The sequence below is a fragment of the Enterococcus raffinosus genome (genome assembly GCF_001886185.1).
GTDB lineage: Bacteria > Bacillota > Bacilli > Lactobacillales > Enterococcaceae > Enterococcus_A > Enterococcus_A raffinosus.
The window spans coordinates 20,336-33,856 of the sequence record NZ_JXLA01000038.1 but is presented as its reverse complement, the minus strand read 5'-3'; the positions used below and the strand labels follow the sequence as shown (position 1 = coordinate 33,856).

Annotated in this window: 11 protein-coding genes; 1 reads left to right on the top strand and 10 read right to left on the bottom strand. The window is 38.7% G+C overall.

Annotation, left to right across the window (positions count from 1 at the left end; genetic code table 11):
* Window positions 1-74: 74 nt before the first annotated feature.
* The 6 genes from RV13_RS16745 to RV13_RS16720 form a co-directional block, all read right to left on the bottom strand.
* Window positions 75-1,430 (bottom strand): peptide MFS transporter, encoded by a 1,356-nt coding sequence (locus RV13_RS16745; RefSeq protein ID WP_060789438.1) that lies wholly within the window; start codon window positions 1,428-1,430, stop codon window positions 75-77.
* 25 nt (window positions 1,431-1,455) lie between these two features.
* Complete coding sequence (pepI, locus tag RV13_RS16740) at window positions 1,456-2,337, bottom strand: proline iminopeptidase (RefSeq protein ID WP_060789439.1); 882 nt, start codon at window positions 2,335-2,337, stop codon at window positions 1,456-1,458.
* A gap of 15 nt (window positions 2,338-2,352) precedes the next feature.
* Window positions 2,353-3,429 carry a M24 family metallopeptidase gene (locus RV13_RS16735; RefSeq protein ID WP_060789440.1) on the bottom strand — a complete coding sequence of 359 codons (1,077 nt, stop codon included), beginning with the start codon at window positions 3,427-3,429 and terminating at the stop codon, window positions 2,353-2,355.
* 527 nt (window positions 3,430-3,956) lie between these two features.
* Window positions 3,957-4,421, bottom strand: coding sequence for a threonine/serine exporter family protein (locus RV13_RS16730; protein WP_010744019.1), 465 nt, complete (start codon window positions 4,419-4,421; stop codon window positions 3,957-3,959).
* A 77-nt stretch (window positions 4,422-4,498) separates the two neighbouring features.
* Window positions 4,499-5,257, bottom strand: coding sequence for a threonine/serine exporter family protein (locus RV13_RS16725; RefSeq protein ID WP_028021063.1), 759 nt, complete (start codon window positions 5,255-5,257; stop codon window positions 4,499-4,501).
* A gap of 132 nt (window positions 5,258-5,389) precedes the next feature.
* The gene (locus RV13_RS16720; RefSeq protein WP_028021064.1) at window positions 5,390-6,460 is read right to left on the bottom strand and encodes a M24 family metallopeptidase; all 1,071 of its coding nucleotides are present in this window, start codon (window positions 6,458-6,460) and stop codon (window positions 5,390-5,392) included.
* A gap of 195 nt (window positions 6,461-6,655) precedes the next feature.
* Here RV13_RS16720 and RV13_RS16715 point away from each other — a divergent pair, with 195 nt between their 5' ends.
* A complete protein-coding gene (locus RV13_RS16715) occupies window positions 6,656-8,557 on the top strand; it encodes an alkyl/aryl-sulfatase (RefSeq protein WP_060789441.1) in 1,902 nt (633 codons plus the stop codon).
* Between the two features lie 64 nt (window positions 8,558-8,621).
* On the opposite strand, the gene RV13_RS16710 is transcribed toward RV13_RS16715, so the two are convergent.
* The 4 genes from RV13_RS16710 to RV13_RS16695 all read right to left on the bottom strand — a co-directional run bounded on the left by RV13_RS16710 (window position 8,622) and on the right by RV13_RS16695 (window position 13,331).
* Entirely contained in the window at window positions 8,622-10,136 is a 1,515-nt protein-coding gene (locus RV13_RS16710) for a chloride channel protein (RefSeq protein ID WP_060789442.1), read from the bottom strand.
* 58 nt (window positions 10,137-10,194) lie between these two features.
* Window positions 10,195-11,280, bottom strand: coding sequence for a replication initiator protein A (locus RV13_RS16705; RefSeq protein ID WP_060789443.1), 1,086 nt, complete (start codon window positions 11,278-11,280; stop codon window positions 10,195-10,197).
* A gap of 650 nt (window positions 11,281-11,930) precedes the next feature.
* Window positions 11,931-12,470: a hypothetical protein gene (locus RV13_RS16700; protein ID WP_060789444.1), complete on the bottom strand. Its 540-nt coding sequence runs from the start codon at window positions 12,468-12,470 to the stop codon at window positions 11,931-11,933.
* A 12-nt stretch (window positions 12,471-12,482) separates the two neighbouring features.
* On the bottom strand, window positions 12,483-13,331 hold the full coding sequence (locus RV13_RS16695) for a ParA family protein (protein ID WP_010744025.1): 849 nt from the start codon (window positions 13,329-13,331) through the stop codon (window positions 12,483-12,485).
* Window positions 13,332-13,521 lie beyond the last annotated feature (190 nt).

Below are 13,521 nucleotides of genomic sequence, written 5' to 3'. Positions count from 1 at the left end.
GTTTGAGACGTCTTTTGTCTACAGTCTGAGCTCTTGCCTTTACAAGGCAAGAGCTTAAAAAAATGATTCAAAAATTATTCGGCTGTTTCTAGTTTGTCTAATGATTTACTTCCAAACCAAAGGATTAATCCTAGTACAATAACGACTGCTGCTAGAACCCCATATCCCATTTGGAAATCTCCAGGTACATCTGTTTCTAACAGAGCATAAATCACTGGATAAATCATTTGTGAGAAGAATACAGCGATTGTCCAGAAACCTAACAATAAACCCATTAGTTTTGCTGGTGCTAATTTAGAGATAAATGAGTTTCCTAAAGGCGAGAAGATCATTTCTCCTACTGACATTAAGATACTAACCATCACTAACCAGATAATTGATGCGTTTCCTTTTCCAACGATATCACCAAATACCATCACTACATAAGAAACCCCAACTAAGATCATCCCTAATGCTGTTTTCTTAAACATACTCATATCACCTTTAGGACGAGCAGCCAGTTTCGTCCATAAACGACCCAAGACAGGTCCTAAGATGATACATGTTAATGCATTCATTGAATCAAAATAGGCAGTAGGAACATGGAAGTTTCCAATCACCCAGTTCGCGCGATTCAAGAATCCTGCACCATCACCCCAACCAAAGTAGAAGTAAGCTGGCATATAAGCTAAATACCAAACAGTCCAAAAAACAACAGAGAACATAGTAACAAGGAAAATAGCTACAAGACGCTTTTTATCACCAGAAGTAAGCTTGGTGTCAGCACCCTCTTCTTTTTTACCTGCTGATTCGTATTGACGTTGGTCAACTTTAAATGGCTTTTTACCCGCTTCACCTAACGAACGGCTATTAAAGATAAACCAAGCTGCATCAATAAGTAATAATACACCACAAATCATGAACACAAAATTAAAACCGAAGCCTGGAATCAATAGGGTTAAGAACGTTGTTCCCATAAATGAACCAATATTTACAAATGAGTACTGAATAGAGAATGCTTCGTTCAATTCTTTTTCATCGCTGAACAGCAAGGCGTTTACACCAGACAGATTTCCTTTAAACAAACCTGTACCGAGCGCAACTAGGATAATCATCAGCCACACCATGCCCATTGAACTCGCTTGCCAAGCTAACATGTAGCCAATACCCATCATAATCATTCCGGCAGCCACACAAAGTCTTGGGCTTACCCAGTAATCGGCGATAAGTCCACCAATCGTTGGTGTAATATATGTTGCAGCAACAAACCAAGCTGAAATTTGTACACCTTGTGCACTAGTCATTCCTAAACCACCAGATGCAGCAGTAGTTGCGATCCAAATCGCCAACATATATTTCGCTGTGTAAAAGGCCATACGTTCAAATGTAAATCCTAACGCACAGACATAAAACCCAAAAGGTTTTTTTGATTTTACTGGAGTTGTTTCCACTATCATTCCTTCTCTCTTTTAAAAATTATTCGTTTGCTGCTAACCATTCCGCTAACAGTTTCATGTATTTCTCACGTTCTTCAACAAAAGGCATATGTCTGCTGTAAGCAAACAGCTCCCATTTTGCTCCTGGAATCGCGTCATACATCGTTTTCGCTACTAAAGGTGTACACAAATCGTTTGTGCCGCTAGTAACAAGTGTCGGGATAGTGACATCACGTAATTTTTCTGTGTAATCATATCCCTGCAATGTTCCTTCCGGCGAGTATTCGTTTGGACCCCAAGCCGTAACATAGCTTTCTGTACCTGCGACTTTTTCGCGCCACAATGGTTCTGGATCCTCTTTGGTGAATACTGGCGCCGCGTGGCGTACCATGAAACGGTCATTGGCAGCTAGATAAGCAGGATCATCGTATACGCCAGTTTCTTCGGCTTTTGCGATTGCTGCTTGATCTTCTTCCGACATGAATTTGATCATTCGATGTTGTTCTTGCGCCCACAGCTTTGCAGAAGGTAACGTACTAGAAAGGACCATACTCTTAATCCCCTTCGGTGCGTAATCGCAAACATAAATGATTTCCAACATTCCGCCCCAAGATTGTCCCAATAAATGAACTTCATCAAGACCCAAGTGTTCCCGTAAAGCAATCAGCTCATTGACCCATGTTTCAGCCGTCCAAAGCTCTGGCTGTGAAGGAACCGCAGATTTTCCGCAACCTAATTGATCATACATGATGATCTGGCGGCCATCGACCGCCATTTCATCAAGGACTTCAAAATAGTTATGGGTTGATCCGGGTCCGCCGTGCATGACAATCAATGGTTTCTTATTGCCTGATTGTTCACCAACAATTCGGTAATAAGTTTTATGCCCTAGATATGGCATATAGCCTTCTTCGATTTTCATACGTTGCGCGGCCTCCTAACCGATTACTTCTAAGTCTTTAGGATAATGATTCAAGTTTTCACAGCCGTCTTCTGTAACGATGACTAAATCTTCGATACGTACGCCCACTTCGCCTGGAATATAGATTCCTGGTTCAATCGAGAAGACATTGCCGACTTCAGCGACGTTATCGTTTGCTCCTGAAACATCGCCCGCTTCATGGCAATCGATTCCGATGAAATGACCTAGACGATGTGTGAAGTATTCGCCATAGCCTTTTTCAGTGATATAGTCACGGGCAGCTGCATCAATATCAGACAATTTCACGCCTGGTTTTACTAAATCAATGGCACGTTGTGCAGCTTCTTTTACGATTTCATAGACCTCACGACCTTTATCAGAGACTTCTTTGTAGAAGAACGTCCGAGTCATGTCAGAGGCATAAGAATTCTTGATTCCCCCGATATCTAGAATGACAGAATCACCAGGTTTCACTTTTGAATCATCTGTTTCATGATGAGGATCAGCCGCATTTGCCCCATACCCTACGATTGGGTCAAATGAGAAGCCTGTATTGCCTAATTCTTTGTAGATTTTGCCTAATTTGTCAGCCATTTCAGCTTCAGTCAATTCTTCCGGCAATAGCTTTTTCAAACGATCAATCGCGATCTCGTTATCTGCTTGCGCATCACGCATCAATTGTTTTTCTTCTTCGTCTTTAACAGCACGAACTGCGTCAGTTACTTCTGATCCGTTACCTAATTTGGCATCTGGAACAAGTTCTAACAAACGTAATAAGAAATGGGCAGGCCAATTCTTATCTACACCAATTTTTTGGTCAGTATCAACATACTCAAGCACTTTCTTCACAGCGTCGTCGGTATCATCAATAAATACTTTTTCCACGCCCAAGTCTTCTTCGATTGGGAATAATTTGTTAACGATCAATGTGTTCTTGTTCTCTGGAGTAATCACTAATACTAACAACCGTTCACCAGGATGAATCCAGCGACCAGTTAGATAGAAAATAGTTGTTGGATCTGAAACTAACAGTTGGCCATAACCTTGTTCTTTCATTTTTTCAATTACTCTTTCAACGCGACGTTCTTTCAAAATGTTTCACTCCTTTTATTGATATTGTTTGCCTGCTGGCATTATTAAAAACAGCTCTGTTTTCACGTAGCTGTTAATAATCATCTTTTCGCGGAATCGAACTGCTATGCAACAGCCTGGAATTAGCAATAAAAAATTGTTCAACTATTCACCTATCACTAGTTTTAAAATAACCATAAAATCATTGGGATTTCAAGTATTTCTGAGAAAAAATTTAAACTTAAATATTCGTATCCGCTTCCACTAGTTTACTATATCTTTTCGCTTATTTAAACGATTCTTAAAACTTTTTTTCAAAATCAGCGCTTATTTAGAATATTTAGAAAAATAAATGAGCCTAGTTGTATTATTTCTCGAGTAATTTTGCGCCTTATCTCTTTCTCATGATTTTGTTTTTTTATTAAAAAAATGGGCAGAACAATAACATCTTAAAAGCAAATCATTGTATTTTTAATATTTAAATACAAATAAAAAAACAGTTCTGTTATACAACAAAACTGTCTATAAGAACTGTTTCTATCATTTATTCACGACAATGAATTTTTATTCTTTTGCATTTTGTGATATGAGTAGAAAAATTTGGGCGATAATTCATATCCCGCTGTAATACCTACAGCGATTGCGATCGCAATTTTTAAAACTTGGACACCAATTTGAGCCGCTTTGATGGAATCACCAATAAAAAAATTATAAGTAAAATTATAGATACCCATCCCAGGGACGAGACAGAAAATTCCGCAAATCAAGAAAATCGTGACTGGAGCTTTTAATGCAAATGACGCTTCTCTTGAAAGATAGATCAATACTAACGAAGCAATGAACGTCGCCGCTACTGGCGCTACAAAAAAATGCATGATAAACAAATAAATGAACCAGCCGCAAGCACCGATAACACCGCAATGAACGTAGTAACAACGTGGAACCTCAAATAAGATCGCAAAAGAAATCGTTCCTAAAAAACCTGCTAAGATTTGAAACAAGCCATTTATCATTGGCTGCACTCCTTCCCATCACTATGGTAAAATGACGAATTCAATTTTTATTGGATGATCATTTCTTTTTTTTCCCATCATAGAAAACTAAAAACACGTAAGACCAGTCCAACACCTACAGAGACACAAAGAGCTGTAATTAAAGCATAAATCATTTGCCCCCAGCCCGAGCTATAATCCCCATCAAACAAGTACCGAATACCATTCACCACAGCAACTCCTGGCAAAAGAGAAATAATTCCGCCGGTAATAAGACTCGTCAGCTGCAGCACAGGTATAAAATGAACGAATAAACAAGCCAAAATACTAACGAACGCACTGCTCGTGATAGTAGAAATAATATCTGACATATTAAACTTCGGTAATAAATACATTGAAAAACAAGCCAATAATACACCTAAAAAGAGCGCGCCGATTGTATCCCATAGACTTCCGCCAAAAATAAAACAAAAGCTGGCACTGCCAAATGCATAAGCAAAAATTTTTAAAGGATTCGAAGCAAAGGATTCATGCTTGATTTCCTGCAACCATTCATTGGCATCTTCTGGACTTAAACGCTTTTCGGTCAATCTTCGTGACAAGGTATTAATCTGTTCGATTCGCCCTAAATTGATCGGTGAAATTGGGATATCCCGAACACGGGCTTGAACAGTCGCATCTTTTAACCGCGCCGTCATAAAAATACCATTGATCAATACAAAGCTATCAAACTCTTTCAACTCTAAAGCCTCTGCAATATGACGAATGGTCGTCTCGATCCGTTTAATTTCCGCACCATTTTTCAATAATGTTTCGCCAATATCATAGACGAAATCAAACGCTTCCCGTTCATTCATCGGGCTTCCCTCCTTTTCAAACGAAAAAATCCGTAAATTTATACAGCCTCTAACGGTCATTTTTTAATAATTAAGTGTGAAAAAACGACGACAGCTCCTGCCGTCGTCGTCTTAGTATAGCTTATCCCACGCTTATAATTCAATCAAATCATGAGAAATACTAATCATATTTTCATAGCCGTCATCCGTAATTAAAACTTGGTCCTCAATCCGTACACCGCCCCAATCTGGAATATAGATTCCCGGTTCGATCGTCATCACCATACCTGTTTCTAAAACATCATCATATTGTTCATCAATGTATGGTAGTTCATGTACGAACAGACCAATACTGTGTCCGATGTTTCGATAAGTATATTGCGGATATTCGGTTCCTTCCAGCGGTTTCAATGAGGCTTGATAAATATCTTTTACTGCTGCTCCGTTCTTCATTACCGCTTCCGCTGCTTCCAAGCTTTGTTTTTCTAATTCATACACTTCCCGTTGCTTATCCGTAGCTTTTCCGACAACAACGGTGCGTGTCATATCAGACATATAGCCTTCATATTGACAGCCAAAATCCATTAAGACAAAATCGCCATATTCAATTGATTTTTTTGATGGGATCCCATGTAATAACGACGTATTCGCTCCAGAAATCAAAATATTTCCATAAGGCTGAGTGTCCGCGCCTTCTTGTACCATGTACATCGATAGTCTAGCTGCTAAATCTTTTTCAGTGACCCCAACTCGGATGTCATCCAAAATTCGATTAAAAGCCCGACAAGAAATTTCACAAGCGTTGCGCATATATTGAATCTCTTGCGGAGACTTAATTGCACGCATACGATCAATCACACCGCCAGCTTGTACGAACTCAGCTGTTGTTTTCGATGTAAAATCAGAATACATATCATAGGTTAGATAATCCGCTTCGAAAGCGATCGTTTTTAAGTTTTTCTCACTAGCCAAACGGGCCACAGTGTCTCCGACAGTCCGTCCCGGCAAGCGCCAGTTGATGATTTCATACTCTGGTACTTCAATGTCCGCTTGTTCAGTATAGCGCGGATCTGTCAAAAAGTATTGTCCCTCTTGTGTGAGCAAAATAAATGAATCGTCTCCTGTCCAGCCGCTAGTGAAACGAACATTTACTCTTTTGGCAATAAAAAAAGCATCCAGTTTCTCTTTTTCCAAATACGCACGAATCTTTGCTTCGTTTAACATTGTCACACGTTCCTTTCTGTTTTGAAGTTCTAGCCTTCTAATGAATAGAGTAGCAGTCAGCAGAAGTTTGGTCAACGCTTTCAAAAATAAGTTTTGCAAACATCTAGGATTCAGCAGGAATTTGACACACTTTTGAGAAAACGCTTACTATATTATTGGATGCTGCTGTTTATTACTACCGAGGAGGAAAAAATTATGGAAAAAGCAAGTCGCTGTACTTGTCAAAAGAACCAACAGATGATGGATACGTTACCTTTTGATAGCAATTCTGAATTGGCATTAGCCCAACAAAATTGTGTTGCCGCTTTTGATAAGCTTGAAATTAAACAAGACGACAAAATTATTTGGAGCCAAAAAGCATATGACTTTTTAGAAAAAGATTGTCCAGATTCAGCAAATCCAAGCTTATGGGAAAACGCCCGCTGCAATCACCAGACAGGCTTATTTCAAGTAACCGACAAAATTTTTCAACTTCGCGGATTCGATATGGCTAATTTAACACTGGTACTATCTCCCAAGAATACTTGGTTGGTTTTTGATACCTTGATGAGCATTGAATGTTCTAGAGCAGCGATTGAATTTGCCAATCATTGGTTCGAAAACAATCATTATCCAACAGTGGATGACCATATTGCCTGTATTATCATCAGCCATTCACATGTCGATCATTTTGGTGGCATCCGCGGGTTGTTTCCTGATTTTAAATTAGATCCAACGATCCCAATTTTGGCACCAGCAGGATTTACTGAGGCGGCCATCTCGGAGAATCTGATGGTTGGTAAAGCAATGGGCAGAAGAGCTGGCTATCAATATGGAACCTTTCTTGAGAGGAACGCTACAGGGGCACTATCCATCGGAATTGGACAAGGACAATCATTAGGGACCGTCAGCTTTGAACTGCCGACAAAAGAAATTACTAAAAATGAAACCCTCACGATAGATGCGTTAGAATTAGTCTTTCAATTAACTCCTGGTACAGAAGCCCCAGCAGAAATGAATACATTTCTTCCCCAGTATGAAGCACTTTGGATGGCAGAAAATTGTACCTGTACCATGCATAATTTATATACTCTAAGAGGAGCACAAGTTCGTGATGCAAACGCTTGGTCAAAATATCTATTAGAGGCCAATCATCTATTCGGTGACCGTGCGAAGGTATTATTCCACGCCCATACTTGGCCACGATATGCCTATGAAGACTCCAATACCATTAGTGATTATCTCATTTCACAAGCACGACTATACAAAGGAATCCATGATCAGACCTTATGCGCTATCAATAAAGGCTATACAATCAATGAAGTTGAACAGCAGATTCACTTACCAAAATCCTTAACGGAAAAATGGTATTTACGTCCTTATTATGGAACGCTGAGTCACAATAGCAAAGCTGTCTATCAAAAATACATGGGCTGGTATGATTCTAATCCCGTCAATCTCGATCCATTGCCACCTATTGAGGAGGCACAAAATTTCGTTCGCTATATGGGTGGCGCTGCGAATATTTTAGAGAATGCAGCCATCGATTATCAAAATGGAAAGTATCGTTGGGTAGCGAAGGTTACTAATCTCATCGTGTTTTCCGATCCAAGTAACCAAGAAGCACGCCTTTTATGTAAAAAAGCACTTACTCAGCTAGGGTATCAGGCAGAATCCGGAACTTGGCGTAATGAATATTTATCTGGTGCCCTTGAGCTAGCTAATGGTGCGTCAAAAGATCCCGATTCCTATGCAAATAGTTCACAAGATATCATTAGTCATCTTACAGGTGAAATGCTGCTGAATTACCTTAGTTTATTGACTATCTCTACAGAAAAACAGCTATCCGGAGTCGTTCTTTTTGAAGATGATTGGACATTTGAAGAAGGCATGTATCAACAATACACTTCTTGCTATCATCTGGATTATTGGCAAGGAATTTTAACCTATTATCCAGTTCACTCAAGCCATTGGAAGAATGACACGCCTCTTTTCCACGGGAAAAGAATGGCATTTATGGATCAACTGCTGAATAAACCGATAAAAGAGCTGGAAGAATGGCATTCAGTGTTTGAAATCAACACCGTCGATAGCTATTTCAATCTCATTGAGCCTTAAAAACTTTCCGTAAAAAATACAAAAAATCAGCAACAATTGATCCACGGATCAATTGTTGCTGATTTTACTTACGACGATGACGACTCATTCGAGTCATTGGTGTATCAGAAGTCGTTTTGTCTGTTTTAACGGGTGTTTCCTTTTTCGGCTCACGCGGTCTTTTGGCTTCTTTCCGTGCTAAAATCTCTCGTTTTGGCTCCGTCACACGCGGCTGCAGATCTGCTTTTTCAGCTTTTTTACGATCTGCTGCTTTTCTTAGTTCCGAAACATCCCGCGTCTTTTCCTCATTTTTTACCGATGGTTTTTTCGTCCGTTTCGGTAGTTCAGGAAGTTTGAAGGCTTTGATGGTCTGTTCCTCGTGGAAAAAAGGAACCCGCTGTAAAAATAGATTGCCTAAATATCCGGCCAACCAAATCCATAAGAACAGCTCCACTGGGAACAACAGTAAAAATAGACACGCGGTTGCTAGAGGCTGCTTCAAAATCACCGCACAGGCACTCGCTGTAAAAACAGCCACCAATAATCCAGGTGAGTATGGAAGCAGATTCGCAAACGCTAATCCTGTCGCGATACTAGCAAAAATCATTGGAAAAATGGTCCCGCCGCGCCAGTTACAAGCCAAACAAATCATTGTGATGGCCACTTTACCGAAGCCAATCAATAGTAAAAGGAAAAAGTTCATTGTCTCTGCTTGACGAGTAAAAGACAATAAATTATGCTCACCAGAAAATAGAAAATACGGAGAAATCGTCCCCAACAAACCTAAGAGAATGCCGGCAAAAATAGCTAAAGGTAGAGGATTTCGAATTCGTTGATTCAATTTCTCCCCTCGTTCCCGCAAAACTAAGAAAAATTTTCCAAACAAAGCGCCTAAGAGAATCATTGGGATAACCAGTAATAAGCCTTGCCAAGTAAAACTACTCTCCATTCGTCGAATCGCAAAAACCTGCTCTTGATTAGGAAAAATACTATACGTTAAAAGATATCCAATAAAACCAGTAAAGGTAGTAAAAATATACAAAACGTATTTCTGTAGTTTACTTTCCGTAACAACTTGCCAATCGTCCCGTTCCACTGAACGCCCGACACCAAACAGCGGGGTCATAAAGATAACACCCAGCGAAGTTCCGACACCAAACTCAATCAGATCAGATCGCTGATCTTCAGCAATTTTTCTTCGATCAGCAACGTAGGTAATTAAGCCGCCAAGTAACGCGACTAGTGCAGCCTCTGGTCCTAAGCTTGCACCAAAGAATAAGACAATCAAGGAACCTAAAAGATTCCTTATCAGCTTTCCATCGTGATAATCTATTCGCTTCGTCTCCTGAAATTCTTCAAAAGATTCTTCCAGCGTCCGAGGGTAACGGCCGAAATGTTTAACAAAAAAACCGATTGCAACGCCCCCGATAGTACAGACAATCAAGGGATAAAATCGCGGATCGCCAATCGCTTTAGGCAAGATCTGCCATATCATTTGATTTCCCAGCTCCGTCAGCCCCATAAATAAAGCCACAATGACTCCAACAGCAATCCCTAAAAATCCGCTGTAGCCAAAAAATGCTAGTTTAAACTTATTCATAAAAAATTTAACCTTTCTCTAGATAGACTCCGCTACATTATAACAAAGGTTTGGGTTCTTAGGAGACTTTTTTAGCGACTTTTTGTGATTTTACAGGCTTTTGTCGCGTATTTTTTTGCTGAATCGTCAATTGCACAAATGAAAGCGTTTGTTGCAGTTCTGGTGTTAATTGATAATGATCGACTAAGTATTGGCGTGTCTTTTCCGTAAAGAAGCCCTTCATGAATGCAAAGAAGAAGCCTTCAGGATTTTTCACTGTCTTAAAGCGATACATTTGCTCTAATGCTTTCGCAATCGCGTCACTGATATCTGATTTAAAATACTCATTGTGTTCAAAGGTTAGCACTTCTGCTTCAGCAGGGAGTCCAGCGTTGATATATTGCTGCGTACTTGCATATTTCGCCTTAAAAATCGTGTCAACAAACCAACGTGCCTTTTGATAATTGCCTTTGCAAAACGGCAAGAATCGATTAAACGCCTGTTGCGGCAATAAATGTGCATAGCGCGCACTTAGCCCTTCTATGAGGCTATCCTCTTGAGAAGTTTGGGTATTTTTTGTCGCGTTGCGTGTTACTTTTGTTGCACTTGTGGTTTGTTTTGCTAAATGTTTTTGTGTACTTGTAAGCAAATTTTGCGTGTTCGAGGACGCAGATTCTGCTTCTCTATCCACAGTGGATAATTCCTCTTTAATTCCTCCTTCTTTGTTTTCCACAGGAGCCAAGGATTTAGTACTTGTATAATTTTTGAAGGACAACTGTACAACAACATTTTTATCTGGTGCTTTAGGATTTGCGACATAGATACGATAATTTTTAAGTCCATGTCGAAGAACCTGGATTAAACCAGCGTCAATTAGGCTATTCTTCAAATTTGTGACTTTCCGTTCAGAAACGCGTAATAATGTTGCAGCTTCTTCATTGGAAAAATAAATGTATGGATGCCCGGCTTCATCAAGCCAGCTACCATCTTTTTCTGCATGATAAATACTACATGTCATACGCATGGTGTACAAAGCATGAAGCATCATGGCTTCAATGGAAAGAGTTTTATATTGTGGATTGTTGATTAAGTTTAAATCAATTGGAATATAATTGCCGTTGGGTAAGTTTGCGGCGGTCATGATGTTATCTAAATTTGTGGACATGACAAAAAAACCTCCTTAGTTCACTCTCAAAGTTGTTACGAAAGTTTTAAAGGAATGCTTACTGTCACAAGATATCTGATTGAGAAAGTAACCAAAATATGGTATACTTAATAAAGGTTAGGCAAACACCAATTTTTCTAACCCTTATAAGTTTATCTAAATGTGACAGGCTAATTCGCCAAAATTAGCTCAAACCTTTGAGTTTAAAGATCGCCAAATCTTTAAACTCTTTTTTTCGTTTTTTTCTACATGTATAGAATAATTGATTGAAAGCCTGTTGTAAAGCGATTCCCAACCATCTTTTTTTAGAGTAAACTTTTATTATGTTTATAAAAGCATTTGAGGTTTACTATAATATCGAGATAAAAACAATTTGGGTTTACTTTATTAAATGATATAAAAGTATTTTTGGTAAACTTCAATTAAAGTAATCGTTCTCTTGTTCTCAAGTAAGAATGTGGATAAAAAGTAATGTGGATAAGGGCTTCTTTAGTTATCCACAACTTATAAATTGTGGAAGGAAAGTTTTTAAAAGTAAACTTTTAAAATGTACAAACAATAATAAGGGTAAACTTAAATAACAGATAACTTTAAAAAAAGTAAACCATAATGCAGAATAAAACATGCATTGCGGTTTACTTTTTTTACGGCTATTTCTCATCGTTTTCTAATTCTTTGAATAACTTCTGGTATTTCGGCTTCTCTTTATACTCCTCCATAGAGGCTTCTTCGAGCTGATTTAAGAAGTTTCGGTCATCTCTTGATAGTCCCTTTTCAAGATAATAGTCATATAAGAAGTCAATCATTTTATCAGGTGTATAGCCATCAAACTTGGCGTTGATCAAATTCTGCATACGAATCTTTGTACGGGCTGAGATTTTCTGCATTTCTAAGGCTTTTAAGCGCGGATCATAGTATTGACGCTTACGTCCTCTCTTCCCGACCTCTGTTTCATGCTGCTGAGGGGCCGGTTCATGAGTAATCGTTCTTTCATTTAAATGTCGAGATTCTTCACGAAAAGAAGTGCGACGAAAATCAGTTTCAGGACTTAAGGTTCTATTTGCTAAGAGGTCTTGAGAGCTGGGTTTCTTTTCCTCTTTATCTTGATTGGAATACTCAGACATTTTTTCAATGCCTTTATTCTTTTTATTCGCCGTTAAAAGCGAATCGAGCTTCATTTTTTTCGCCATTTAACGTCTCCCCTACTCTTCACCGCTTAATATGAGGCGATGTTCATCAATTTCGTCCAAAATATTAACGAAAACTTCGTGTGCGCGCTTGTCCCATTGCTCAACTTTGCCGTTTTTGTTGATTTCATAGGTAATTCCGGACCCATCGTAGCGTTTCAAACGGCTCTGATTTAAAACAACAGTGTCTAAAAGATGGGCACCGTAGATTTCCCTTGCTGCGGTATAGATCTCTTGGTCAACAGAATCCCGTTTTTGCATCATAAATGGAACGATGCCTACAACTTCTAAGTCTGTATCGTATTGTTCAATGAAGAAATTCATATAATCGATGTAGTTTTGTGCCCCTTTTAAGGATTTTACCTGAGTTTGCAAAATAACGATAACATACTCTGCTACATACATAGCGGCATTCGAATAGGTACTGATAGTTGGCGGGACATCGATATAGATCACATCATAGATATTCTTAAGTGGTTCAATCAAGTCTTCCATATATTTAAATTGAGACAATTTGTCACCAGGATACTTCTCGATCATATAATCTGGAAAATCAGAAAAGGAAATGTTTGCTGGGATTAAATCTAAATTTGGCATAATTTGATAAATAGAAGATTTTATATCTCCAGTTCGAACAGCCTCCCAGATGGTTGCATCGAATTCATCAGGTAATGTATCATTTCCGAAATTTTCTGCAGTTAGAGATAATACATCACTTGTATTCCCTTGAGGGTCTAAGTCGATAACTAATGTTTTTCGATCCTTACGAAAGGCACTCTCGAATGAGAGCATCTGAACAGTCGTTGATTTACCGACGCCCCCTTTAAAATTTCCTACTACATAGGTTTCAGCTTTTTTTGGCATAAAAAGTCTCCAATCATAATTTCTCTATTAAAGTTTACTATAAAGACTTCCAAATATCAATAAGGTTTACTACAATTGTTCTAAATAAGGTAAACTATAAAAATTAAATAAATTAAAGTAAACTGTTTTTTCTCTAAATAAAGTATACTTTAAATTTCCTTATAAAGTATACTTGAAATAATAAATTAGA